25 protein-coding genes and 1 pseudogene are annotated in these 25,318 nt (G+C 58.3%); 9 read left to right on the top strand and 17 right to left on the bottom strand.

What is annotated here, in order from left to right; all coding sequences use genetic code 11:
- Together ACTG3X_RS13745 and pdeM are read left to right on the top strand one after the other, a co-directional pair.
- Positions 1-1,632: helicase-related protein (locus ACTG3X_RS13745; protein ID WP_439111850.1), on the top strand; the 1,632-nt coding region annotated here is incomplete at its 5' end.
- 47 nt (positions 1,633-1,679) lie between these two features.
- Entirely contained in the window at positions 1,680-2,345 is a 666-nt protein-coding gene (gene pdeM / locus ACTG3X_RS13740) for a ligase-associated DNA damage response endonuclease PdeM (RefSeq protein ID WP_439111849.1), read from the top strand.
- 56 nt (positions 2,346-2,401) lie between these two features.
- On the opposite strand, the gene folD is transcribed toward pdeM, so the two are convergent.
- The 8 genes from folD to ACTG3X_RS13700 form a co-directional block, all read right to left on the bottom strand.
- Positions 2,402-3,292 (bottom strand): bifunctional methylenetetrahydrofolate dehydrogenase/methenyltetrahydrofolate cyclohydrolase FolD, encoded by an 891-nt coding sequence (folD, locus tag ACTG3X_RS13735; RefSeq protein WP_439111848.1) that lies wholly within the window; start codon positions 3,290-3,292, stop codon positions 2,402-2,404.
- A gap of 108 nt (positions 3,293-3,400) precedes the next feature.
- Positions 3,401-5,077, bottom strand: coding sequence for a formate--tetrahydrofolate ligase (locus tag ACTG3X_RS13730; RefSeq protein ID WP_439111847.1), 1,677 nt, complete (start codon positions 5,075-5,077; stop codon positions 3,401-3,403).
- 134 nt (positions 5,078-5,211) lie between these two features.
- A complete protein-coding gene (locus tag ACTG3X_RS13725; RefSeq protein ID WP_439111846.1) occupies positions 5,212-5,811 on the bottom strand; it encodes an MOSC domain-containing protein in 600 nt (199 codons plus the stop codon).
- A gap of 245 nt (positions 5,812-6,056) precedes the next feature.
- Entirely contained in the window at positions 6,057-7,604 is a 1,548-nt protein-coding gene (locus ACTG3X_RS13720) for a peptidoglycan -binding protein (protein ID WP_439111845.1), read from the bottom strand.
- A gap of 3 nt (positions 7,605-7,607) precedes the next feature.
- Positions 7,608-8,834 (bottom strand): biopolymer transporter ExbB, encoded by a 1,227-nt coding sequence (locus ACTG3X_RS13715; protein WP_439111844.1) that lies wholly within the window; start codon positions 8,832-8,834, stop codon positions 7,608-7,610.
- 155 nt (positions 8,835-8,989) lie between these two features.
- Positions 8,990-9,247, bottom strand: a complete 258-nt coding sequence (locus tag ACTG3X_RS13710; RefSeq protein WP_439111843.1) for a hypothetical protein — start codon at positions 9,245-9,247, stop codon at positions 8,990-8,992.
- 68 nt (positions 9,248-9,315) lie between these two features.
- Positions 9,316-9,573, bottom strand: a complete 258-nt coding sequence (locus ACTG3X_RS13705; RefSeq protein WP_439111842.1) for a hypothetical protein — start codon at positions 9,571-9,573, stop codon at positions 9,316-9,318.
- 380 nt (positions 9,574-9,953) lie between these two features.
- The gene (locus tag ACTG3X_RS13700; protein WP_439111841.1) at positions 9,954-10,481 is read right to left on the bottom strand and encodes a gamma-glutamylcyclotransferase; all 528 of its coding nucleotides are present in this window, start codon (positions 10,479-10,481) and stop codon (positions 9,954-9,956) included.
- A gap of 66 nt (positions 10,482-10,547) precedes the next feature.
- Here ACTG3X_RS13700 and ACTG3X_RS13695 point away from each other — a divergent pair, with 66 nt between their 5' ends.
- The 3 genes from ACTG3X_RS13695 (at position 10,548) to ACTG3X_RS13685 (ending at position 13,132) form a co-directional block, all read left to right on the top strand.
- Complete coding sequence (locus ACTG3X_RS13695) at positions 10,548-11,531, top strand: DUF2125 domain-containing protein (protein ID WP_439111840.1); 984 nt, start codon at positions 10,548-10,550, stop codon at positions 11,529-11,531.
- A complete protein-coding gene (locus ACTG3X_RS13690; protein ID WP_439111839.1) occupies positions 11,528-12,163 on the top strand; it encodes an HD domain-containing protein in 636 nt (211 codons plus the stop codon). Before ACTG3X_RS13695 ends, ACTG3X_RS13690 begins: the two co-directional genes overlap by 4 nt.
- A 90-nt stretch (positions 12,164-12,253) precedes the next feature.
- Positions 12,254-13,132: a DUF6471 domain-containing protein gene (locus tag ACTG3X_RS13685; protein WP_439111838.1), complete on the top strand. Its 879-nt coding sequence runs from the start codon at positions 12,254-12,256 to the stop codon at positions 13,130-13,132.
- Between the two features lie 466 nt (positions 13,133-13,598).
- Here ACTG3X_RS13685 and ACTG3X_RS13680 read toward each other — a convergent pair whose 3' ends face one another.
- The 5 genes from ACTG3X_RS13680 to ACTG3X_RS13660 all read right to left on the bottom strand — a co-directional run bounded on the left by ACTG3X_RS13680 (position 13,599) and on the right by ACTG3X_RS13660 (position 18,218).
- Complete coding sequence (locus tag ACTG3X_RS13680) at positions 13,599-14,228, bottom strand: extensin-like domain-containing protein (protein ID WP_439111837.1); 630 nt, start codon at positions 14,226-14,228, stop codon at positions 13,599-13,601.
- Positions 14,225-15,142: a prephenate/arogenate dehydrogenase family protein gene (locus tag ACTG3X_RS13675; RefSeq protein WP_439111836.1), complete on the bottom strand. Its 918-nt coding sequence runs from the start codon at positions 15,140-15,142 to the stop codon at positions 14,225-14,227. The genes ACTG3X_RS13680 and ACTG3X_RS13675 overlap by 4 nt, the downstream gene beginning before the upstream one ends.
- On the bottom strand, positions 15,139-16,221 hold the full coding sequence (gene hisC / locus ACTG3X_RS13670; protein WP_439111835.1) for a histidinol-phosphate transaminase: 1,083 nt from the start codon (positions 16,219-16,221) through the stop codon (positions 15,139-15,141). The genes ACTG3X_RS13675 and hisC overlap by 4 nt, the downstream gene beginning before the upstream one ends.
- A gap of 121 nt (positions 16,222-16,342) precedes the next feature.
- Positions 16,343-16,963, bottom strand: a complete 621-nt coding sequence (gene rpsD / locus ACTG3X_RS13665) for a 30S ribosomal protein S4 (RefSeq protein WP_439111834.1) — start codon at positions 16,961-16,963, stop codon at positions 16,343-16,345.
- Positions 16,964-17,153: 190 nt separating this feature from the next.
- The gene (locus ACTG3X_RS13660) at positions 17,154-18,218 is read right to left on the bottom strand and encodes a Hint domain-containing protein (protein ID WP_439111833.1); all 1,065 of its coding nucleotides are present in this window, start codon (positions 18,216-18,218) and stop codon (positions 17,154-17,156) included.
- 215 nt (positions 18,219-18,433) lie between these two features.
- Between ACTG3X_RS13660 and ACTG3X_RS13655 the strand changes: the two genes are divergently transcribed.
- Together ACTG3X_RS13655 and ACTG3X_RS13650 are read left to right on the top strand one after the other, a co-directional pair.
- Complete coding sequence (locus tag ACTG3X_RS13655) at positions 18,434-18,964, top strand: TetR/AcrR family transcriptional regulator (protein WP_439111832.1); 531 nt, start codon at positions 18,434-18,436, stop codon at positions 18,962-18,964.
- Between the two features lie 11 nt (positions 18,965-18,975).
- Positions 18,976-19,377, top strand: a complete 402-nt coding sequence (locus ACTG3X_RS13650) for an META domain-containing protein (RefSeq protein WP_439111831.1) — start codon at positions 18,976-18,978, stop codon at positions 19,375-19,377.
- On the opposite strand, the gene recO is transcribed toward ACTG3X_RS13650, so the two are convergent.
- The 4 genes from recO to ACTG3X_RS13630 form a co-directional block, all read right to left on the bottom strand.
- Positions 19,364-20,098 (bottom strand): DNA repair protein RecO, encoded by a 735-nt coding sequence (gene recO, locus ACTG3X_RS13645; RefSeq protein ID WP_439111830.1) that lies wholly within the window; start codon positions 20,096-20,098, stop codon positions 19,364-19,366. The genes ACTG3X_RS13650 and recO overlap by 14 nt on opposite strands.
- A 217-nt stretch (positions 20,099-20,315) precedes the next feature.
- A complete protein-coding gene (locus ACTG3X_RS13640) occupies positions 20,316-21,491 on the bottom strand; it encodes a lytic murein transglycosylase (RefSeq protein WP_439111829.1) in 1,176 nt (391 codons plus the stop codon).
- 35 nt (positions 21,492-21,526) lie between these two features.
- Positions 21,527-22,132, bottom strand: coding sequence for an MlaC/ttg2D family ABC transporter substrate-binding protein (locus tag ACTG3X_RS13635; RefSeq protein ID WP_439111828.1), 606 nt, complete (start codon positions 22,130-22,132; stop codon positions 21,527-21,529).
- Positions 22,133-22,135: 3 nt separating this feature from the next.
- Positions 22,136-22,888, bottom strand: coding sequence for an MlaA family lipoprotein (locus ACTG3X_RS13630; protein WP_439111827.1), 753 nt, complete (start codon positions 22,886-22,888; stop codon positions 22,136-22,138).
- Between the two features lie 170 nt (positions 22,889-23,058).
- Between ACTG3X_RS13630 and ACTG3X_RS13625 the strand changes: the two genes are divergently transcribed.
- Positions 23,059-24,795 (top strand): type I secretion system permease/ATPase, encoded by a 1,737-nt coding sequence (locus ACTG3X_RS13625; protein ID WP_439111826.1) that lies wholly within the window; start codon positions 23,059-23,061, stop codon positions 24,793-24,795.
- Positions 24,792-25,318: pseudogene (locus ACTG3X_RS13620) on the top strand (hypothetical protein); the annotation flags it as partial. The gene ACTG3X_RS13625 and the pseudogene ACTG3X_RS13620, both read left to right, overlap by 4 nt.

The raw sequence follows: 25,318 nt of genomic DNA, 5'->3' as shown, positions 1-25,318 counted from the left end.
ACCCGCGCGCAGGCCGAGATCTTCTTTCACAATCTCTGGCTCGCCAATGAGGAGAGCTTGCCCATCGGCATCCACCACGGCTCCCTCGCCCGCGAGCAGCGCGAAAAGGTCGAGGCCGCCATGGTCGCAGGGTCTTTGCGCGCCGTCGTCTGCACGGGCAGCCTTGATCTGGGGATTGACTGGGGCGCAGTCGACCTTGTCATCCAAGTGGGCGCGCCCAAAAACGTGAAGCGCCTTGTCCAGCGCATCGGCCGCTCCGAACACCGCTACAATGCCCCCTCCAAGGCCATGCTCGTGCCCGCCAACCGCTGGGAGGTGATCGAATGTCGCGCAGCCATCGATGCCGCCCTTGAGGGCGATCTGGACAGCGAGCCACAGCCCCGAGGCCCGCTCGATGTCCTCTGCCAGCACATTCTCATCTGCGCCTGCGCCGGACCGTTTGAGGCCAGCGCCCTCTATGAAGAAGTCACCACAGCAGGCGCCTACTCTGACCTGCCGCGCCATGTCTTTGAGACCTGCCTCGATTTTGTTGCCACGGGCGGCTACGCCTTTCGCGCCTATGACAAATGGCAACGCCTCATGCAGCTTGACGGCCTCTGGCACCTGCGTGACCCGCGCGCCGCCCAGCGCATCCGCATGAACATCGGCACAATACAAGACGCCGACCTGCTCAAGGTGCGCCTGCGCGGACGCGGCGCGCCGTTGGGCGAGGTTGAAGAAGCCTTCGCCGCCACACTCACCAAGGGCGATACCTTCCTGATCGGCGGGCGCATTGTCCGCTACGAAGGCCTGCGCGAAATGACTGTCGAAGTCTCTCCAAACGCGGGCAAAAAGCCCAAGGTGGCGACCTTCAATGGCTCCAAATTCTCCACCTCGCTGCAACTGTCGCAGCGCATTCTCACACTGCTACACGGCGATCATTCGGCCCTGCCCGCCCACACCCAAGACTGGATCGCGCTACAAGCCAGCACCTCCGAGCTGCCCACAGCCCAAAGCCTGCTCATCGAGAGCTTCCCCCATGACGGGCGCGAGCACATCTGCGTCTACGGCTTTGCAGGCCGCAACGCCCAACAAACGCTGGGCCTTCTGCTCACCAAGCGCATGGAGGAGCTGGGCCTCGCCCCGCTCGGGTTTGTCGCCACCGACTACGCCACGCTTATCTGGGGGCTTGATCCCGTCACCGATGCGGCCCCGCTCTTTGATCTTACGGCGCTGGAAGAAGGCCTGGAAACATGGCTTGCGGGCAACGCCGTGATGAAGCGCAGCTTTCGCGCTGTCGCCACCATCGCAGGCCTCATCGAGCGCAACAGCCCAGGCGCGCGCAAGTCGGGGCGGCAGGCCACCTTCAGCTCCGACATTCTCTATGACACCTTGCAAAAATACGAGCCTGATCACCTCCTGATGCAGATCACCCGCACCCAAGCCATGACAGGTCTGGTCGATTTCGCCCGCATCAAATCCCGCCTTGAAACCACTCAAGGCAAGATCATCACACAGCGCCTTGCGCGCGTCTCGCCCTTCGCCGCGCCGCTCTTTCTTGAGGTCGGCAAAGTCCCCGTGAAGGGCTTGGCCGAAGAGCGGCTTCTGGCCGAAGAAACCGCCCGCCTCATGGCAACAGCGGGTCTGTCCTGAGCTCTATTCCCCTTGCCAAAGCCGCGCCGCTGGGCCACCCATACCGCATGGATGGATATGCATTTACTCTCGCTGGCGCTGATTTGGTCGCACGTGGATCAGGCGCGCTCTACTGGCCTGCGCAGTCGCTGCTCTGCGTGTCAGACCTGCACCTTGGCAAGGCCGAGCGCATGGCGCGGCGCGGCATGGGCCAGATGCCCCCGTACGAGACCCGCGACACGCTCACGCGGCTGGACGACGAAATAGAAGCAACCCGCGCCACCACAATCATCTGTCTTGGCGACAGCTTTGATGACACCGCCGCCGCCGAGGCGCTCAGCCTTGATGACAAGCTCTGGATTTCACGGATGCAAGCGGGCCGTCGCTGGGTCTGGATCGAGGGCAACCACGACCCGGGGCCAGTAGACCTTGGCGGCGCACATCTTGCCGCACTGCCCCTTGCGCCCCTCACCTTCGCCCATGAGGCCAAGGCGGCAAACGCCGGCGAAGTGTCTGGCCACTACCACCCAAAGGCCACGCTCGCCGTCAAGGGCCGCAGCGTCACGCGCCCGTGCTTCTTGCTCGACAGCGACAGGCTCATCATGCCCGCCTTCGGCACCTACACAGGCGGCCTGCAAAGCCATGCCGAAGTGCTCAGCACCCTCATGCGCCCCGAGGCTCTGGCCATCCTCACAGGGCCAACCCCCAGCGCCATGCCCATGCCACGCACATAGAAAAAGGCGCGCCAAGCCTCTGCTCAACGCGCCCCAAATCTTTTAAGGTCAAGACCTTAAGCTGTCAGCCCTTCAGGCTCTGCCAGCCCGTTGGCACGGCAGCACGCCGTGACTGTATTGGCCAGCAGGCAGGCAATCGTCATCGGGCCTACGCCACCGGGCACAGGCGTGATCGCCCCGGCCACAGCCGCGCAGCTCTCAAAGTCCACATCGCCGACAAGCTTCGTCTTGCCATCCCGCTCAATGCGATTGATGCCCACATCGATCACGGTTGCCCCCTCTTTGATCCAGTCCCCCGGCACCATCTCGGGCCGCCCGACAGCCGCCACAACAATATCGGCACGGCGCACGACATCGGGCAAATCCTTGGTGCGCGAATGCGCAATGGTCACAGTACAGCTATCGCCCAAAAGAAGCTGCGCCATAGGCTTGCCCACAATATTTGAGCGCCCGATCACAACAGCATCCAGCCCCGACAAGCTACCATGGTGGTCACGCAGCATCATAAGGCAGCCCAAGGGCGTGCAAGGCACCATGCTCTTCTGCCCCGTGCCAAGCAGACCAACATTCGAAATGTGAAACCCGTCCACATCCTTGGCAGGGTCAATCGAGTTGATCACCAGATCTTCGTTGAGATGCTTGGGCAAGGGCAGCTGCACCAGAATACCGTGAATCGCGGGGTCGTTATTCAGCGCATCAATCAGCGCCAAAAGGTCGGCCTCGGCTGTGTCCACATCAAGCTTGTGCTCGACAGAGTTCATACCGACTTCAACCGTCATCTTGCCCTTGGAGCGCACATAAACCTGGCTCGCAGGATCTTCCCCCACCAGAACAACAGCAAGGCCCGGTGTGATCCCGTGCTCTTCCTTGAGGCGGCTCACATGCCCCGCAACCTTCTCACGCACCGTCGCTGCAAAGGCCTTCCCGTCAATAATCGTCGCGCTCATGCTGCCCTCTTTCTGTTTGCCTTAAATATCCCCGCCGGAGGCAGGAGCCGCAAAGCGGCGACCGGATCACAAGGGGCTCGATGCCCCCTGTGATCCGCCCCGTCAAGCTTAGAACAAGCCTTCAATCTCGCCTGCGTCGTTCAAACGGATACTCTCCGCTGCGGGCACTCTTGGCAAGCCCGGCATTGTCATAATCTCACCGCAAACCACGACAACAAATCCGGCCCCCGCACTCAAGCGCACTTCGCGCACAGGCACAGAGTGCCCCGTGGGCGCACCGCGCAAGGAAGGATCGGTCGAGAAGCTGTATTGCGTCTTCGCCATACAAACAGGCAAATGGCCATAGCCCTGCTCTTCCCAAAGCTTGAGCTGGTCACGGACTTTCTTATCCGCAATCACCTCATCCGCACGGTAGATGCCCTTGGCAATACGCTCGATTTTTTCAAACAGCGGCAGATCGTCCTTGTAGAGAGGCGCAAACTGGCTCACGCCGCTGTCGGCAATCTCGGCCACGCGTTTGGCCAGCTCGGCGCTGCCCTTTGAGCCAAACTCCCAGTGCTGGCTGACAATCGCTTCCGAGCCCTGGCTCTTCACATAGTCTTTCACAGCCTGCACTTCGGCCTCGGTGTCGGTGACAAAATGGTTGATCGCAACCACAACAGGCACCCCGAAAGATTTGAGGTTGCCAATGTGGCGGCCAAGGTTGTCACAGCCTTTGTTCACAGCCGCTACATTCTCGCCCCCCAAGTCAGCCTTGGCCACGCCTCCGTTCATCTTCATCGCGCGCACCGTCGCCACAAGCACCACACAGTCAGGCGCAAGCCCGGCCTTGCGGCACTTGATGTTCATGAATTTCTCAGCGCCCAAATCCGCGCCAAAGCCGGCCTCGGTCACAACATAGTCGGTCAGCTTCAGCGCCGTCTGCGTTGCAATCACCGAGTTACAGCCATGGGCGATGTTGGCAAACGGGCCACCGTGTACAAAGGCGGGGTTGTTTTCGAGCGTCTGCACAAGGTTGGGCTGCATCGCATCCTTGAGCAGCACCGTCATCGCGCCTTCGGCCTTGATGTCACGGCAATACACAGGCGAGCGGTCGCGGCGATAGGCCACAATCATGCTGCCAAGCCGCTCTTCAAGGTCTTTGAGATCTTTTGACAAACACAAGATCGCCATGACTTCAGACGCCACCGTGATGTCAAACCCGTCTTCACGCGCAAACCCGTTGGAGACACCGCCAAGGCTCGATGTGATCTGGCGCAAGCTGCGGTCGTTCATGTCCACCACACGGCGCCACGTGACGCGGCGGGTGTCGATGTCGGCGGCATTGCCCCAATAGATGTGGTTGTCCAGCATCGCGCTCAAAAGCGAGTGCGCCGAAGTGATCGCATGGAAATCGCCCGTAAAGTGCAGGTTCATGTCTTCCATGGGCACCACTTGCGCATAGCCGCCTCCCGCAGCCCCGCCTTTCATGCCAAAGTTCGGCCCCAAGCTGGCCTCACGAATACAGACCATGGCTTTCTTGCCAATCGCGTTCAAACCATCGCCAAGGCCCACAGTCGTTGTGGTCTTGCCCTCGCCCGCTGGCGTCGGGTTGATCGCGGTCACAAGAATAAGCTTGCCGTTTTTGTTGCCTTGCACAGAGTTGATAAAGCTCTGGCTCACTTTGGCTTTGTCGTGGCCGTAGGGCAGCAGATGCTCGCTCGCAATGCCAAGCTTCTCCCCGATCTCCTGAATAGGGCGCTTCTTGGCCTCGCGGGCAATTTCAATGTCGGACTTATAGCTCATATCGGATTCCTTTTTCCCATCCGGCTTCACCTACTGCCCTTCTATCGGCCCGGGTGCCAAAGCGGCGCGCAGAATCCGACATTTCCCAAGCTCAGAGCGGCGGAGTGTCGCAAGCGGTCTCCCCGACCTGCCCCTCACATCTTTCGCGCTGCCTCCAAATGCGGCCAGACAGGCTGGTCAGGAATATGCAAGACAAGCTCATCCCCCAGAGCAATCTCTCCCCCATGCTCCACCCAAGCGGTCACCCCGCGCCGCCCCTTGGCGGCTGCCTTAAAGGCCTTGCCATAGCCCTCATGCTCGGCTTCCACCTCTTTGGCAGGGAGGATGCACGGGCGGTTTTCCATATCCAGAACCAGCACAGCCCCCGAAGGCGCCTGCAGCCGCGAGGACGGCGGCACATAGGTGAAGTCGGGTATGCCCTCAATCACAAGTGAAGCGCCCATATGCTCGGGCTGCAAAGCCTCAAGCCCCATCTTGGCCGCACTCACTGCCATCTCCTCCGCAGACAGCACCGACAGCTGGCGCACATTGGCAATCTCGGTGCCGCGCGCATACTGCGATGTCACACGGCTGCAGGAGGCACGCGTCAAGCCGCCATGCGCCTCGCCCTCAAGCCCCGCAAAGGTCAGCATCGCCCGCTCAAGCGGCACCGAGCGCAGCCCCGCCTCGCGGTCGTCCACACGACCAATCCACTTAATCACGGCCTTAAACGCAGTCGGCTTCAAAGCTGGCATCACAACACTCCCAAATATCCGCCGCCAAGCTGGCCCGCCTGTCAGACAAAAACAAGCCAGTCTTTCTTTTTGCCCGAAATATCCCAGGGGGTCTGGGGGACTGGTCCCCCAGCTTCACCTGTGGTCTGGGGGACTGGTCCCCCGGCTTTACCTGCGGTCTGGAGGGCCCAGCCCCTCGAAGCGCGCAAAGTTTGGGGCAAAGCCCCACGCAAACAAACCTGTGCTGCGCAAGCAGCGCCTTTGCGTCACTTCTCTGTCAGCTTCAGCTCAATGCGGCGGTTCTGGGCGCGGGCCGCGTCGGAGTTGCCCGTGGCAATGGGTTGATACTGCCCGAACCCGTTGGCGCTCAGCCGTTCGGGCGCAATCCCCAGCGAACGCACCATAAAGCGCACAACAGACAGCGCCCGCGCCTGCGACAGCTCCCAGTTGTCAGCAAATTCGCCCGCCCCCGACAGCGGCACATTGTCGGTGTGCCCGTCCACACGGATCACCCAGTCAAGCTCGTCAGGGATTTCACCCGCCACATTGCGCAGGATCTCGGCAATCTTGGCCAGCTCGCCACGCCCCGCAGGGCTCAGGTCGGCCTGACCTTGCGCAAACAGCACCTCCGATGAAAAGACAAATCTGTCCCCCACAATGCGCACACCGTCCTGTGCGCCAATCACATCGCGCAGCCGCCCGAAAAACTCTGAGCGATAGCGCTCAAGGTTCTGCTTTTCGGCCTCAAGGCGCATCCGCTCGGCCTCTTCCAGCGCGCGGCGCTTGCGCTCCTCGGCGGCGGCGCGCGCCAGAGCGGCGTTCAGGTCCTGGCCAAGGTTTGTCAGCTGGATGTCGCTCGCCGCATCGCGCTCTTTATAATCATCAATAATCGCCTGAAGGCTGCCCAGCTGGGCACGCAGAGCCGCCACTTGCTGGTTGAGCAAAGCCTGCTCGCGCAACGCTTCAGCCGAGCGGGCCTCTTCCGCACCCAGTTTTTCATTGGCCAGCGCCAAAAGCGCACGGCGCGCATCCGCATCGCTCACTTCGCTTTGTAAAGCCGCGATCTCGGCCCCAAGGTCGCGCTTGGCCGCTTCGGCGGCAGCAAGCAAGGTGAGCGTTTCTTCCGCATCCTTGCGCGCGGCCTCAAGCGCCAGTGTCATGGCCGTCAGCTCGGTATCAGCCTCCGCCAGCTTGGCACGCAGAGCCTCTGCCGCCGCAAGCTCGATGGCCCGCGCCGCCTCTTCCTCGCTCAACTGCGTTTGCACGCGCGCAAGCTCTGCATCTTTCGCAACAGCCTCGGCTTCAGCCGCCGCAATCACCGCCTCCAAAGCCGCCTTCTGCGTGGCCAAATCCGCGCTTTCAGCCCGCAAGGCCTCTGCCTCGCTTGCCGCGCGGTCGCGGTCGGCCAAAAGGCTCGCAACCTGCGCTTCAAAACGGGTGATCTGTGTTTCCGCCGTGCTCAAGGCCGCAGCTTGCGCAGCCATATCCGCGCGCAAGCTGGCAATCAGCGCCGCCTGCTCGCCCGCACGGCTGCGTGCGGCCTCAAGTGTTGTGCCAAGCTCGGCCACCCGGGCCTCAAGCCCCGTGGCACGGCGCTGTTCAAGGCCCAAAGCCTGCGCCAGCTTGGCAATTTCGGAGTTGAGCTGGTCCATCTCGGTCTCTTGGCCCGTGATCGTCTCGCGCAGCACGAACTGCACCACCATAAAGATGGTGAGCACAAACATCAGAACCAGCAAAAGACCCGTCATTGCGTCAACAAACCCGGGCCAGATCGCGGCCTGAAAGCGCTGTCCTGTGCGGCGGGAAAGCGCCATCGCCTAGCCCTCGCTCTCGGGCGGCTCACCGGGCTTTTGCACCATACGCACCCGTCTGGGGCCAGCGCCCTTTTGCTCGCGCAAAACGCTCGTGAGCGCGGTAAGATCCGTGCGCAGCTCCGCCATCATCTCTTGTCGCCCCGCGCTGATCTCTTCGAGCACCCGCAGCATCTGCACGTCAATCGAGCGCAGCCGCATGCGGCTTTCCGCGTCAATTCCGGCTTCCGTGCTGCTGCCGCCACGCGCGCGCAGCTCCTCGATCAGGGCCTCTTGCCCCTCGGCCACACGGGTCAGCGCGGCCACAGTCGGGTTCTGGTCACCCAGCCGGTAGGTCAGCCGCTCGATAGAGTCGGTCAGCCCGCCGAGCTTTGCATCCACAACCGCGCGGCGCGTGTCACTGTCGGCAAACATCTGTTGCAGCTCTTGCATCTGGTTGCCCATATGCTCCAGCACCCCGTCCAGCACAGCCGTTTGCCCACCGTCCTCGCCCTCGCCCGAAGCAAAGCCAAGGCGGGTGATCGAGCTGAGCCACTCTTCCAGCTCGCGGTAAAAGCGGTTTTGCGCATGGCCTGCAAACAGCTCAAGCAGGCCCACAACAAGCGACCCCGCCAGCCCCAGAAGCGACGAGGCAAAAGCAACCCCCATGCCTGAAAGCTGGCTATCAAGCCCGCTCATCAGGCGGCCAAAGGTCTCGACCCCGCTCTCGCCTTCGGCGGGGGCAAGCCCGCGAATGGTGTCCACAAGCGCAGGCACCGTGGTGGCAAGGCCATAAAACGTGCCCAAAAGCCCGAGGAAAATCAGCAAGCTCACAATATAGCGGGTGATCTCGCGCTCTTCATCAATCCGCTGGGACACAGAATCCAGAATAGAGCGCGCCGAGCCAGAGCTGATCTGCCGCCCGCGCCCGCGTGTGCTGAGCAATGTGGCCAAGGGCGTGAGCAGCGAAGGCGGCGTCACCCCCTCGCGCTCGGCCACATCGGCGGCAAAGGCCTCGATCCACCGCACAGAGCGTATCATCTGATAGATCTGCCAAAACGTCGCCAAGACGCCCAAGGCAAAAACAAAAACGATAAACCCGTTCAGATAGGGGTTGGCCTCGAAGACAGGCAAAACGCTGGGCAGCGCCAGCATGGTCACAAACCCTGCCAGCCCCAAAGCCAGCAGCATCAGACTGATCTGCCTCAAGGGTTGTGAAAAATACAGCTCGGCCTCACGGTCCGGATGCGCCATCGTGACAGCTCCTGACGCTTAGTTCATTTCCCACACAATAAGCAGAACCCGCCCTTGAAGCCAAGGAAAATGCCGCGCGCCCCGTTTACGCCAAAAGGCGGTGCGCATTTTCAGCACACCGCCCTCAGGGGGAAGAGGGAGAAATCCGTCAGCGCTTAGCGGAAGTGTGCGCCACCGGGTGTGGTGTCGATCTCGCTTGCGCCTTCAAAGCGGGTCACGGTGATCTTGCCGTTCACGCTCTCATCGCCCGAGCGCTTGCTGCTAAAGCCCGACGCCTTGATCATAACTTCCTGTCCGCTTGTGCCCGAAACCGAGGCAAGCTCGCGGTCCATTGCGGGGCCTTCTGCGCTTGCCGCAAAGGCTGTTGTGGCAGTCAGGGCAAGGGCGGCGAATGTGTTGAGTACGAGTTTCATGGGTCTATCCTTTTCAGTGGTGCGCATCTGCGCTTTGAATTTGAGAGTTTGGCTGGTTGCGTCAGCGCTTAGCGGAAGTGCGCGCCACCCGGTGTGGTGTCGATCTCGCTTGCGCCTTCAAAGAGATTGGCCCGGAAGGCGCCATCAATCGCTTCGCTGCCTGAGCGTGAGCTGGTGTTTGACGGGCTGATCACAGTGATAACTTCGCCAATGGTCGGGTTGGCGACCGCCTCGTCATCCGCAATGGCCGGGCCTTCGACACCCGCTGCAAAAGCTGTTGTGGCCGTCAGGGCAAAAGCGGCGAGTGTGTTGAGTGCAAATTTCATAACGTCGATCCTTTATATGTGCTGCGTCAGTGACGCGGTTGTTTGTGTTTCCGTCCGGCGCCTTAACCGTTCGGCATGCAACCAATCTGTTCTTTGCCGCGCCGTTTTACAAAACACCCCTGCTCACCGCGCCGTGCACCCGCGCGACAAAAACGTGAGCACAGCGCCCTAGCCTTTTTTGAACCGCTTTTTTCTGTTTAAAAACAAACACCTAACACCCCCTAAAAAAGACGGGCACTGAAATATTTCAGCGTTTTCACAGGGTCATGAGCCAAAAGAGATGGGTTTTGTGATCAGAATTTAACGTGCACAAATGCACATGAGGCCACCCTCAAGCGCTTTCCGTGATCACCACGCACCAAATATTACAGAAATTCAGCCTAGCTGAGCAGCTTTACCCGCCCCACAAGCTGGTCAAGCTCGGGGTCAGAGATGCCCAGCTCGTGCAAATGGGCGGCTGTGTTGTAAAGATATTCGCTGTTGGGGCCCCGCCCGCCATGCGCGCGCGCAATAATCCGCGCCTGCTCTTCCAGATCAAGGCCGCCACAATATTGCACATGCGCGGCATCAATCACATACGTCACCGCCTCAACGCGGCGCTTGTCTGCCAGCGTGATCTCGACCTGCTTTTCCAGATAGGCCGAAGACACAAGCTCGCGCTCGCGCAAATAAGCGAGGACATCAGCCTCCTGCCCCTCGCGCACAGAAAAGCCCACCCCATGGCAGCGCGCCTCGGCAGCTTCGTCCAGCGCCAGCACAAGGCCCGGGTTTTCGTCGGTGCCGCGGTGGTGGATCGAGCGCATACAAAAGCTGCGCGCATAGCCCTCAAGCGTGGCAATGCGCATCTCCTCCACCTCAAACCCGGGGTTCCAGATCAACGAGCCATAGCCAAAAACCCACATTGTCATACCACTTGTCCCTTCGCGCCTCTGCCCCCATAAACACCATCACCAACCCGCAGAAAAGGTGCGCCCGTGAAAAAACTCCTGATCGTCGTCCTCTCTTTGTCTGCCCTCTGGTCGGGCTATTGGTTCGTCGGGGCGTCAGGCGTCAAATCAGGCTTCACGAGCTGGTTTGAAGCGCGCCGCAGCGAGGGCTGGCAAGCCGACTATTCAGACCTCGCCGTCGCAGGCTTCCCCAACCGCTTTGACACCACCCTGACAGATCCGGCGCTCGCCGATCCAGCCACGGGCCTTGCGTGGTCAGCGCCGTTTTTGCAAATCTTCGCGCTCAGCTATCAGCCCAACCACATCATAGCCGCCTTCCCCGAGTGGCAGACGCTTGCCAGCCCCACAGGCAAGCTCTCGGTGCAAAGCGAAGCCATGCGCGCCTCTATGGTCATGGAGCCAAACACCGCTCTGGCCTTCAACCGCGCCAATCTCTCCGCAGGCGCGCTCACCCTCACCCCTGAGGGCGGCACCCGCACCAAGCTCGCAGGGCTGCAAATCGCGCTCACCCGCGAGGGCGAGGCCAGCTACCGCGCCGCCTTCAATGCCGATGATCTCGCCCCGCCCCTGCCGCGCGAGATCACAAACAGCTTGCCCGATACCCTCGCCGCCTTCCGCGCCGATGCCACGCTGGGCTTCTCCAAAGCCTGGGACATCACCGCGCTGCAAGACAGCCGCCCCCAGCCCACCAGCCTCAAGCTGCATCTGGCCGAGGCCGAGTGGGGCCAGCTCAAACTCGCCGCTGCAGGCGACGTGACAATTGACCGCACAGGCACGCCCACAGGCACGCTCACCATCAAGGCGCGCAACTGGCGCGATATCCTCACACTGGCCGAAGCCGCAGGCACATTGCCCCCAAGCCTGAGCGCACAAGTCGCCCAAGGCCTCTCGCTTCTGGCAAGCCTCTCAGGCAATGGCGAAACGCTCGATATCCCGCTCACCTTCGCGGGTGGCTTTATCAAGCTTGGCCCCGTGCCCATCGCGCCCGCCCCCCGCCTCTTCATCCGATGAGCTGCCCCTACGAGGCCGCGCTCCTTGCCCATTGGGGCAAAGTGCAAGACAGCGCGCATGATCTGGCACATATCCGCCGCGTCTGGGCCAATTGCCAGCTCATCGCCAAAGGCGAGACCACCCCGCTGGATATGGAGCTGCTCCACGCCGCCGCCCTCTTCCATGACCTCGTCAATCTTCCAAAAGATGCGCCAAACCGTGCGGCGGCCTCGCGCCTGTCAGCCGAGGCCGCAGGGCCGCTCGCGCTCGACTGCGGCCTGCCCGCCGCCAAGCTGCCCGCCTTGCAGCACGCCATCACAGCCCATAGCTTTTCGGCCAATATCGCGCCGCAAACTCCCGAGGCCAAAGTGCTGCAAGATGCCGACCGCCTCGATGCGCTCGGCGCGATCGGCCTCGCGCGGATGCTCATGGTCTCAGGCGCGCTCAACCGCCCGCTTTACAACAGCGATGATCCTCAGGCCGAAGCCCGCGCCCCCGATGACAGCGCCTTCGCGCTCGATCATTTCAAAACCAAGCTCTTCAAACTGGCCGACACCATGCAAACCGCCACAGGCCGCGCCATAGCCCAAGAGCGCACCACCTATATGCAAAGCTTTCTCACCCGCCTCATGAGCGAGATCACAGCCGACTAGGCCGCGCTCTTTCTTTTTGCTCCAAATATCCGGCCTTATGTATCAAACGCACCAATGACTACCAAAGTGCTGATAATGAGTGAGAGGGGAGTGACTTATGTTGAACTTGTTGAAAAGCTAGCAGCTATTGGAATCAGTGAGAAAGAGGTGAACGTCGCCAACAAGCTTTCCCGTGGGAAGTTTTTCAGCTGCGTTTATGTTGCAATGTTTAAGCGCTATTGGATCATCGTAATTGCATTTGGATTAGTCCTGATATGCGCTCTAGTTTGGGGGATTTTCGCAACAGGACAAAAGCTGGGCGAAACCAAAGCCAAGAACTCCTACCACACCAGCCGCTATTCCGCACATGCCGCCGATCATATAAAGCGTTCCTGCCTCGACGGTCAGGCGTCCAATCTTCCTGAATGCGTAGCCGAAATAATAAGATCCACTAAGGAAGATCAACGCGCTCAGGATGACCTTGAGGCTCAAACGAAAATGGCCTTGTGGGCTTTCTGGATGCTCATAGCCACTGTAGTAATGGCTGTGATTACTGGCTTGGGGGTAATTTTTGTTTGGCGCACTCTTCTTGCCACTCACGACATGGCCAGAGACACCAGAGAAATTGGTGAGGCCCAAGTTAGAGCTTGGGTTTCTCTTACGCCAACTTCTCTGAAGTTGGAGCGAGGCGAAACTCATTTTGGAGATAAAGGAGTTTACTTTAATGTAATTGCTACCGCAAAAAATCACGGACATTCGCCAGCATTGTCTGTCTTCTTTCACGCTGAGGTACTTTGCTTCGGAGACGGTCGAAACGAACATACTATATTGTCCGATTTTCGTAACAGTTGGATGGAAAAAAGAGGAGTGTTTACAAAAGAACAACGCGAGGCTGGAAACGCAATTTTCCCAGGTGTTGAAATGTCCATAAATCACAATCTCTTTCTTAGCTTCGAAGACATTCAAGGAAAGATTGAGGGGAAAGATTGAGGGGAAAGATTTACCGTTCTTCTTTCCTGCAATAGTCTTTTTTGTGGGTTATTACAGCGCTGGAGTTGACGTTGACCGCCAAACTAGTTTTATAAGCCACATTGTCGAGGCACGGGATGGCCCTCCCCGTGCAATAGACGGAAGTGACCCAAAGTGGTTTGAAAAGGACATCAGCTTAACAGAACCAATAACTGTATCCGCTGGCTAAAACGCAAGCCACAACCTCAATCATTCCTCGCACTCCTATCGCTTGGTGCGTTTGATACATAAGGCCGCAAATATCCTCCCCGAAGGGCCGCTCCGCCAAAAGCGCCATAGGTCCGCAGGCCAAGGCGAAACCCGCCGCAACCCGCGCAGATCACCGCGCGCTCCGTTAACCCTGCAAAACCCCGTTTTGGCGGTGCACGCATGGTGCACGGGGGGTGCACGCATATCACCCCCCCCAGAATCAGCGGCATTAACCTTTTTATTTGCAGTAAGGCCCGCCGGGGTAGCGGGCGATATCGAGGTGCAAGTGGTTCTCGTGGTAGCCGTCCGAGCCGGGCCCGAGTGTGGTGCCAAACGGGCCGCAGGCGGCCTTGTGCGACTGGCGGATCGCTTGGCCCGCGCGCCCCTTGGTGTAGTCACTCAAGAGACTGTATTCATTGCCATCTTTGGTGGTGAACCCCGAAATATCAATGGCTCGGCCTTTGCCGTGTTCGCTGATTCTGGCGCCCACCTTATGGTTGCGCGTGCGGCAGGCGTAATGTGCGGCCACCCTCAGCTCCGAGATCCCGCCGCCGAGCTTGGCAAAAGCAGGCTTCACACCTGTATCAACCCATGTTTTCAGGGCCTTAGCCGTACCGCATTCCATCACAGCCCCTTGGCTGAGCGTCACACCGCTGACAGACCGCAGCTTTACCGCGTCCTTAACACCACAGCCGCTAATTTCACCAGGGACATCGCCCACAACCTCGCCCAAAAGCGCAGGATCACCACAGACCATTCCAGAGCCCGAATCACCCTGACCGAGCTGATTTTTGTCTTTCGGTGCACCGATAAAACCGCAAGACGCCAGAAAACCAAACGAAACCAATACGATACTAAACTTGTTCACTCTTTCTTAACCCTTCCGAAGTCTGGCGCATCTGTGTCCTGCCCGGCTTCGATAATGCCACGGCGGATCGCCCGTGTGCGTGTAAAATAAGCGTGAAGCATATCGCCATCGCCTGTGCGGATCGCCCGTTGCAGCGCAAAAAGCTCTTCGGTGAAGCGGCCCAGAATTTCGAGCGTGGCCTCTTTGTTGTTCAGAAACACATCGCGCCACATGGTCGGATCAGAGGCGGCAATGCGGGTAAAATCGCGAAAGCCCGCCGCCGAATATTTGATAACTTCGCTGTCCGTCACGCGGCGCAGGTCATCGGCCACACCCACCATTGTGTAAGCGATCAGGTGGGGCGCATGCGAGGTCACACCCAAGACAAGGTCATGGTGCTCCGCGTCCATTTCCTCAACCTTCGCGCCGATCCCCTCCCAGAGGGCGCGCAGCTTGGCCACCGCCTCAGGCGCAGTGCCCTCTGCGGGCACAAGCAGCGTGTAGCGGTTGTCAAACAGCGTCGCAAAGCCCGAGCGCGGGCCGGAATGCTCCGTACCCGCCAATGGGTGCGCAGGAATAAAGTGTATGTTTTCAGGCAAGTAAGGGCCAACCGCGTCGATGACGGCTTTCTTGACAGAGCCCACATCGCTCACCGTTGCTCCGGCTTTGAGGTAGGGCGCAATCTCTTGCGCCACAGCACCCATCGCGCCCACAGGCACGCAGAGCACCACGAGGTCTGCATCTTTCACAGCCTCGGCGGCACTGTCACAAATCACATCGCACAAGCCAATCTCACGCGCCACATCGCGGGTTTCGCTAGAGCGTGCATAGCCACGCACCTCGCCCGCCAAGCCGCCGCGCTTCATCGCCCAAAACATCGAAGAGGCAATCAGCCCCAGCCCGATCAAAGCAACCTTTTCATAGGTCTGGCTCATGCCTGCCCCTCCCGCCATTTTGTCAGCGCAGCAATCAGACGCCCGGTTTGGGCCTCGTTGCCCACGGTCATCCGCAGCCCTTCAGGAAAGCCATAGCCCTTCACACGGCGCACCAGAATGCCCTCGTCCTGCAAAGCCAGATCAACAGCCACCGCCTCGGCCTCATCCGCAAAGCGCGCCAGCACAAAGTTCGCATGGCTCTCATCACACGCCACACCCAACTGGCGCAAAGCCCCCGTCAGCCGCGCCCGCTGGGTCGCGTTCAGCGCTGTGCAGTCAGGGATCCAGCTTGCGTCTTCCACAGCGGCCTGCGCGGCGGCAAGCTGCACTGTAGACAGGTTAAAAGGCTGTCTGATCCGCGTCATCACATCAATCATGGATCGCGGCCCGTAGCCCCAGCCGATGCGCAGCCCGCCAAGACCATAGACCTTTGAAAAGGTACGCGTCATCAAGACGTTAGGCCGCGTCGCAGCCAGCTCGGCACCGCCCGTGTAGCCCTCGGCATATTCGGTATAAGCACCATCAATCACCAGAATAACATGCTCGGGCAAGGCGCTTGCGAGCCGCTCAAGCTCGCCCTCGGGCAGCATCGTACCCGTCGGGTTGGCAGGGTTGGCCAGCATCACAATCTTGGTCGCCGCAGTCACAGCCGCAAGGATGTGATCAACACTCACAACACGCTCTTGCTCGGCCACCTGCACCGGCGTCGCCCCTGCCATATGCGCAAGGATCGGATACATGGAAAAGCCGTGTTCGGTGTAGATGATTTCATCGCCCTCGCCCGCAAAGGCCTGGCAGACAAACTGCAAAACCTCGTCCGAGCCCACACCACAAATGATACGCTCAGGCTCAAGCCCGTAGGCCTCACCAATCGCTGCGCGCAGCTCGGCATGGTCGGTTGAGGGGTAACGGTGCACGTCGCGCGCGGCCTTGGTGATAGCCTCGACCGCAGCAGGCGGTGGCCCCAACGGGTTCTCGTTGGATGACAGCTTCAAAACATCGGAATGCCCCTCAATCGAGGACTTGCCGCCCTCATAAAGCGCAATGTTCATAATGCCAGTTTGCGGCGTAAGGCTCATCTCTGTCTCCCTGTTCTCCCAAGGGTCATACAATCTGGCGCAAAGGCTCGCCAGCATAGAAAAAGGGCCGCAGCGGTATCCCGCCACAGCCCTTCCATAAGCTCTTGCGAAATACGCGTGCTTAGTTTTGTGCGTAGTATTCGATGACGAGGTTCGGTTCCATAACAACTGGGTATGGCACATCGCCAAGGCCCGGTGCGCGCACGAATGTCGCTGTCATTTTGGAGTGATCCGCATCGATGTAGTCAGGCACATCGCGCTCTGTGAGCTGTGTCGCTTCCAGAAGGGCGGCCATCTGCTTGGAACGGTCACGCACTTCAATCACGTCGCCTTCTTTTACGCGGTATGAAGGAATGTTGACCTTCTTGCCGTTCACGCGAACGTGGCCGTGGTTTACGAACTGGCGAGCCGCGAAAACTGTCGCAACAAACTTGGCACGGTATACAACCGCGTCAAGACGGCGCTCGAGCAGTGCGATCAAGTTCTCGCCTGTATCGCCTTTTACGCGCTCAGCTTCTTTAAAGATGCGGCGGAATTGCTTCTCTGTCAGGTCGCCGTAGTAACCTTTCAGCTTCTGCTTGGCGCGCAGCTGCAGACCGAAGTCAGACAGTTTACCCTTGCGGCGTTGACCGTGCTGGCCGGGGCCATATTCACGACGGTTTACAGGTGACTTTGGGCGACCCCAGATGTTTTCACCCATGCGGCGGTCAATTTTGTACTTGGCAGACGTGCGTTTTGTCACGGCTGATCTCCTTCTAAAAAACGAAGCCCAACGCTGGGCCACTATGAAGGGCGTTGTCCTCTGGATTGCTCCTGACAGGCTGGCTCTTGCGAGGGCCACCAACACCAATGAAGCCGCGCTTATATCTGCCCGCGCCCTTGAGTCAAGCGCAAACCCTGTGCGCCTCGCTCAGCTTGGGCGATGCCCGGGGTCAAGCGGCCTCGTGGTTGAGGATCGCGGCCTCAGAGGCCGAGAGATTGCGCCGCGCAAATCCGCCATAGCGCTCTGGCTGTACCTCAAAGTCAGGGTGCATCTGCAAGAGCGTTTCGCGGTCGTCATCACTCAGCGTTGAGAGCGCTGTATTGGCCGGATGGAAGCTCTCTGTCTCAACCCCGTTGGCCCAAACGATTTGGTGTTTGGGCAGCAAGAGATGCACATAGGTCACCTCTTTCAGCTGACTGTCGATCACGACATCGCGGTCGTTGAGCATGTCTTTTGCCTGCACCAACACCTCATCAGTGTTGAAGAGCGCACGCGCCACAGCCCCCTTCACAAGCATACGATGCTCTGGCGAAACAACGAGCTCTTCATCAGGACAATCAATGCCCAAAGCTCCTGCGCGAAAGCGGATCGGGCGCAACCGTGGCATAGCGAACAAACGCGCACCCGACATCCGCCTCTGGCCAACCCACTGGATTTCCTGTGCCCCATCATCTTTGGTCAACACAAGGTCACCTTGCTGCAAGCTCTCGATCGCACGTAAGCCGTCGGGCGTCTTGATACGTGTGCCGGGCGTAAAGCAAATCACGCCCCCTGCATCTGGCCCTTCAGCACTCTGGCGCGCAGGCTCAAAGCTCTGATGCACAACCCAGAGATCATGGTTCTTGGGCGGCAACTGATCAACAAACATCAGCAAAGGCTGTGCGCCCGCTCCCAACTCAATCAGGGTCACAGTATAGCTGCGGGCCCCATCGGTCACCACAAAGCTGTTGTCTTGAAAGGATGTATCAGCGCTGCTGGCGTCCAAAACCTGCGTCTCATGCACTGCTGCGCCAACCAGCCTATGCACCATCCGCGCCGCGCGCCGTCTGAGGTTTGTCTCGTCGTTTGTCTGCTCAAGCCGCAAAAGTTCAGATGGCCCGTCAACGCGCACCGCGTCTCCTTGCCAAGACCACGTCGCCCCAACGCTCAGGTCTGCCACTGGCGCTTGCGCCAGCCCGTCTACTTTTGTTTGCGGCCAAGAGATGACAAACGTGCCTTTAAAGCCCGTCTCCATCGATACTGCCTGCCTCTTTTGTATTTTTATTATATCTAAAGATATTAACACGCGGAATTCCGCCTGCCTACCCTGAAATCCAGAGGGTTACTCTGCATGTGGCAAAAAAGCTGACGCGGACATGCATCAGATCGGGGAGCCAGTGGAGGCTAAATGCAACACAGGATCACGCCATATTTCTTGCCAGACGCCCGAGGCAAACGTAGGGTTCAACTATGAAAAACACCAGATTACGCCAAGATGACTGGGTCGAAGCGGGCTTCCGCGCTCTGCTAAATGGAGGGCCGCAAGCGCTAAAAGCAGAGCCACTGGCACGCGCGCTTGGCACAACCAAAGGCTCTTTTTATTGGCACTTCAAAGATGTGCAGGCGTTTCATGAACGGATGACAGCGCAGTGGGAGGAGCAGGCCCTCTCGGGAATGATCGCTGAAATCAAAAAACAGGAAACGCCTCTGGCATCCCTGCATCATTTCATCCAGCTCATCGCCTCTGACCTTACGATCGAACCCGCGATGCGCGCATGGGCAAACTCAGCGCCGCACGTCACAATCGCCGTTCAGCAAGTAGATGATGCACGCCAGACGTATTTGACCCTCCTGCTCAAACAATGTGGCGTCGGAAACCCCGAAATTGCCCAAGCACTTTATGCTGCAGCCCTTGGTGCGCAAATACTAACCGGCGGCACTCCTACCTCGGCAAGCGGCCCCTTGAGCACGCTGGTCGATCTCATTTTGGCGCTCAGGTGAAAGGACAAAATATGCTCTCACGCTGCGCTATGGCCGCCCTGAGCCCAATATTAATAACCTTGCAAGCCTGCTATCCGCAAACACCGCCAGACGCCCCTGCCGTGACAAGGCAGACATGGCAGCTCTCAGAAATCGATGGGGCTAGCTTCTCGGCCCGCGCCACGCTGCTGATTGAGGCAGAAGGCAAGGTTGTAGGGCAAGCCCCTTGCAATCGATACCTTGGTCAAATCGAAGGGTCATACCCGGTATTCAAACTCGGCAGGATCACCACCACAAAGATGGCCTGCCCAGAGCTTGCTGCAGAGGCTTTGTTTCTTGGCGCTCTCCAAACAATGACACGTGCAAAACTGTCTGACACAACTCTTCTTTTGAGCAACGCAAGCGGCACTGAAATGGTGTTTAAGGCCGAGTGATCCGCCGCTGCAAAGCCGCTAAGAAACGCCCGCGCGCATCAGGCAACGGCTTTGACCCAAGCTCAGGCGCAAGGTGCTCCGCCAGGAAAAATCCTGTCAGCTTGAGACCGTCCAACACATCGGCATCATCAGCGCCCCCAAGCCCAAGCAAGACAGGCGGCAAAGGCAAAAGCTTACTGGCCCATGCGCCCGCGCCCTCCGCCGTAACAGCGCGGCCTGTTTTGGGAGAGACATAGGCAAGCCCTTCTGTTGCGCCCGTCACCGCACAAGAGCGTAAGTCCATGCCAAACCCGAGCTCCTCCAAAAACGCCAATTCCCACTTCAGATAGGCCAGCGGCCACAGGTCTTCCTGACTCAAGAGATCAAGTAGCCCCTCGGTGCGCCGATAGAGCGGCAGGTTGGCCTCACGCTCAGGCAGCGCGTAGCGCAAAAGGGCTGTCACCGTATTAAGCCCCGCCAAGGCAAGCCGTGAGCTCATCACAACAGCCGAACGCGAGCGGATCAGTTCCGCAGAAAAGCTCCCGAGATGATCCTCAAGCCGCGCGCGCCAGACCAAATCAAGCTGCGCACCGGGCTGCAATACAGGGGCCATCTTTCGGCTTGCACCGCCACGCACAACACCGGCGTGCAACCCGCGCTCAGGCGTGAGCACATCCAAAATGGCGCTACTCTCGCCATGCGGCCGTGCAGCCAGCAATATTCCCGTGTCACGCCATTCCATGACGGTAGACTAGCCCTATTCGCAGGCCACTGGAATCGGCTTTTTGCAACGGCGTGCAAGCCCACTCACCCCTAAGAGATCCACAAACCGTTCTTTGGAATAACCGCCTGAAGAGCACCAAGGCCAAGCGTGACACGCGCGCCATGTCATATTCTCAGGCAAGCGCAAGCGTCCAAGCAATCCTAGCAGCCCTTAAAGCTGGCGTTCCCACCACAAGTTACAGACGGTTGAGAAGCTGGCGCGTGGGCCACGCGTCGGCCGGCAGGCCCAACTTTTGCTGTACGTCCTGTACCGCTGCGCGCGTGCCTGCGCCCAAAATTCCGTCAATCTTTCCCACATCATAGCCCTTGCGCGTGAGCTTATCCTGCAAGATTTTCAAATCGCCACCAGCCAGCCCGCGCTCGGGCGTTCCAGCCAAGAAGCTAGGTGCGCCTTCGATACGGTTGGCAAAATACGCCGCCGTCAGCACATATGTGAAACTCTGGTTCCACTCAAAGTAGACGCGAAAGTTGGGATAAGCCAAAAAGGCCGGTCCCTTGCGCCCCTGCGGAAGAATGAGCGAAGCAGGCAGGTTTCCAGCCAGCTTACCAGCGCGGGGTGCGACACCCATTTTGGCCCAGTCCGAAGCTTTAAGCTGTGTGCGCAAACCGGACTTTGACCAATCAAGTGTCTCAGGCACAACAACTTCCTGCAACCAAGGCTCGCCAGCACGCCACCCCAGATGCTGCAACATCTTCGCACCACTCAAAAGCGCATCAGCTGCGGATGTCTTGAGAAGAACATGACCGTCACCATCACCATCGACACCATTGTCGATAATATCCTGTGGTAGCATTTGAACCATGCCAATTTCACCAGCCCAAGCCCCTGTGGTCTTGGTTGGGCTAAAATCGCCATGCTTGTAAAGCTCAAGAGCCGCAAACACTTGCGGGCGGAACAGCTCAGGACGGCGGCAGTCATGGCTCAGCGTCATAAGCGCGTTGAGTGTATTGAAGTCACCCTGATAGGAGCCAAAGTCTGTCTCAAAAGCCCAGAAGGCCAGTAGCACACCACGGCTCACACCATACTCACGCTCCATACGATCGAAAATACGGTTGTATTTCTGGCTATTGCTGCGGGCCTTATTGAGCCGGTCATTTGAAATAAGACGGCGTGAGAAGCTTGTGAAATCAAGTTGAAAAACGCCTTGCGAGCGATCCGCTCGCAGAACTTTGCTATCGCTGCGCACATTGGCAAAAAAACGATCGACCAAAGCCGTATCGTAGCCTTTGGAGCGGGCTTCGCCTTGCATCTCTTTGACAAAGTCGGAAAAAGCGCCGCCACATTTTGCAAAGCCCACAGACGGAAAGGCAAACAAAGCCACTGCCAAAATGGTCTTCAATAAGCTGCGCATAAAACCCTCACAAAACACACCAAAGGTAAAAGAAACTATCCCGCGGTCTTAATGTCCGAAATAAGAGCATCAATATCGCCGCGTCGCTTGTCTAGCATTGAGCCAATCTCTGTGCGCTCGGTGAGCAACATATTGATGCCCTCAATATAGAGGTTGAAAAATTTGTGGACACCCGAGCGGTCAGAGACGAGGAAAGTGACTTCAAAAGGAGCTTGCCCCTTCAGATAGGCAACCGCACTAACCTCAAACCACTTTTTCACGGCCTTAACGCCCGTCACCTCAAGACGCCCGCCTATAAACTCGCGAAACCTGCCACCGTACTTTCTGGCGACATAGGTCTCGAACGCGTTTGAATAGGCTTTCTTCTGGGCATTCGTTGCGCGGCGACCGTCATTTCCGAGCGTATAGGCAGCCATGTAAGAGGTGTCGGAATAGCGGCTAAAAATGCGCTCAAAGTCTCGATACATCGCTGTTTCAGACTTCCCGGACCCAATTACTTTGTTGATCTCACCAACAAGCTTGTCGACGAGAGCTTTTGCCTCACCCTCGCTCAAAGCAAAGGAAGCCGATGGAGCAAGACCAAAAGCCAGAGCCATAGCCCCGAAGGATTGAAAGGCGTGACGGCGTGTAAAAATTCTCATTGCTCAGAACCCTTCTGTATTGAGCTCGAATGGATCAGCTTGAACTTCAGGCGCGGCCTCGCCAAGTTCGAACCGACGGTTTTGCAAATATATAGTACGCAGCTGGGCATAGCTATCGGCACTTTCGTAAAGAATAGAGTCGATCGTATCCCCAAACGTCCCGCGATCTCCCAGACGTGCGCCAACAGATGCCGCAGTGCCATAATAACTCTCGGGGCTCTGTACCATGTAGCTCAGAGGGTTGGTAAACAGGTCGACGACTTTCCCGGCCGCATCCCGCTCTGTGGAGGGCCCGAGTAAGGGCAGCTCAACATAGGCGCCTTCTCGCACGCCCCAAACAGCCAAGGTCTCACCAAAATCAGCCTTTGCCTCATACAGCTTGAACTCGCTGGAGGCATCAAACAGCCCACCGATACCAACGGTGGTGTTGAGCCCGAAGCGCAACGTGTTTTGCGCCACTTCGCCCAAGCGGCCCTGCAAAAGATTGTTTACAATTGTGCCAGGCAGCGAGAGATTTGAGGAGAAGTTACTCACCCCTTTTTGAACGGGCTGCGGAATAATCGCCACATAGCCTTTGCCAGCGGGGCGCAAGACAGCACGATCAACAGCACGGTTAAACGCGTGGCTTTTGCGGTTTACTTGCTCATGCGGATCAAATGGAACATCAGGAGAATGCTCGGCTCCCGGGTGGGTGCAGCCCGAAACCAGCCCCAACGCAAGCACAGCAACAAGTGATTTAAATATGCTTTTTTGCACAGCGTCCTCCCAAAAACTTTACAAACCGTCTATGTCATTGCGGGATAAAGCCCAAGGTTCTATCAGGGTTATTGCGGATATGTGGCAGTTTGGAAACATAGCATTAAGCTGAATACGCGATAAGTTGCTCGGATTTAAATATTTCTTTGTTAGTAGGGTCACAAAGCATAATGAAAACCCCAAAAACACACTCCGGGCTCGAAGAGCTACGTACAGCGCGGCGTGAATCACGCACACTGTTTTGGGCCGCAGGGGTTTTCAGCGCATTTGTAAACGTACTGATGCTCACAGGGCCGCTCTACATGCTACAGGTCTATGACCGCGTCTTGGGCTCACGCTCGGAGGCGACTCTTGTGGCGCTCACGGCTCTTGTCGTATTCCTGTACACCATGATGGGGCTACTCGACTATGCGCGAGGACGCATCATGGCGCGGGTTGGTGCCCGCTTTCAGTCACGATTGGACAAGCGTGTCTTTGACGCAGTTATCAGAAAAAACGCTTTGGGCGTCCGCGACGAAACTGCTCTTGCACTTCGAGACTTAGAGGCGGTGCAGAGGCTTCTAACCTCTCCAGCGCTGATGGCTTTGTTTGACCTCCCTTTCACGCCGATTTTCATCTTTGGCATATTTCTCTTTCACCCTTGGCTTGGTGTGCTTGCTCTGATTGGTGGCACCATTCTCGTTGCGATCACGCTATCCAATACGCTGGCAACGCGCCGTCCACTTTCGAGAGCGAATCGTGCCGCCTCCAAGGCAGAGATCCTCTCTGAACAACTCCGTTCAGAAGCTGAAATGATACAGGCCATGGGCATGCGCGAGGCAGCCTTTCGGCGTTGGCAAAAAGCGCGGGCCTCTTCGCTAAAAGAGCACATGAGCGCCGCAGACCTTGGCGGCACGTTTTCCACAGCAGGAAAAGCTTTTCGTTTGCTGCTTCAATCAGCAATGCTTGGCCTTGGGGCCTATCTCGTTTTGCAAGCCGAGTTGACAGCAGGCGCGATGATTGCCGGCTCCATCTTGATGGGAAGGGCACTTGCCCCCATCGAAATGAGCATAGGCCAATGGCCCCTTTTCGCCAGAGCTCACAAGGGCTGGCAGACACTGGTGCAGCTGTTGTCCGAAGTCCCGCCAGAGGCGGAACGCATGCCGCTACCACGTCCAACAGCGCATCTCGACGTCTCTCAAGTGACAGTTGTACCGCCCGGCGAAGCGCATGCTTCGTTAAAAATGATCAACTTCACAGTCACACCCGGGCACGCGGTAGGTGTTATTGGCAAGTCCGGCGCAGGAAAATCCTCACTCGCTCGCGCATTGACAGGCGCATGGCGCCCTGCTGGCGGCAAAGTCCGCCTCGATAATGCATCCTTGGACCAATATGACCCAGAGGTGCTGGGAACACTCATTGGCTACCTCCCGCAACGCGTTGAGCTTTTTGATGGTAGCATCGCAGATAATATTGCGCGGCTTTCAGCCGCGCCAGATGCTGCTGCCGTTGTAAAAGCTGCAAAGCGTGCCGACGCACATACAATGATTGTAGAATTGCCTGAGGGCTATGACACGAAAGTTTCAGCCAACGGCGGGCGGCTATCTGGCGGCCAAATCCAGCGCATTGGTTTGGCGCGCGCCATGTACGGCGATCCAGTATTGCTGATCCTTGATGAACCCAACTCCAATTTGGACAATGACGGAAGTCAGGCTCTCAACCGCGCGATCGAAACATTCTGCCGAGAAGGTAAATCCGTTCTCATCATGGCACATCGCCCCGCAGCAATTGAAAAATGTGACATGTTGCTGATGCTGGAAGACGGGCGCGTCGTAGCCTACGGACCAAAAGAGGACGTCCTGCGCCGCATGGTTCAAAACCATTCTGAGATTGTCAAAAAGCCTAAGTCGTCAGGAGACACAGAATGAGTACGGGGCACAGAGACAATGCATCCATCCAGCCCTCAGAGGTCCAAGTCAAAAAAGACACCCTCACACAGGCAGAGTTAACACGTGTGTGGTCTGCCCGCATGCCCGTTTTTGTGGGTGTCTTTGCTCTGACCCTGCTCATTGGTGGATTTGGCAGCTGGTCGACCTTCAGCTCGCTCGCCGGGGCGGTCGTAGCCTCTGGCCGTGTTGAGGTGGAGCAAAATCGCCAGATTGTGCAACATCCAGACGGCGGCGTTGTCTCAACAATCGAGGTCCGCGAAGGAGATCGTGTGACTGTGGGGCAAGTCCTCATAACGCTTGATCAAGCCTCACTCACATCAGAGCTCAATATCATCGAAGGTCAGCTGCATGAGGTCATGGCGCGACGTGCGCGGCTTCAAGCAGAACGTGATGCCAGCTCGAGCTTACTCTTTGACAGTGAGCTTCTCGAACTGGCTCCAAAGATGAAAGAGGTCGCTGACTTGATGGCTGGTCAGACACGTCTCTTTGAAGCCCGCAGCGA

Origin of the sequence: Lentibacter sp. (genome assembly GCF_965658795.1) — a bacterium.
GTDB lineage: Bacteria > Pseudomonadota > Alphaproteobacteria > Rhodobacterales > Rhodobacteraceae > Lentibacter.
The sequence above is the reverse complement of the archived record's forward strand: the minus strand, read 5'-3'. Positions and strand labels throughout refer to the sequence as shown.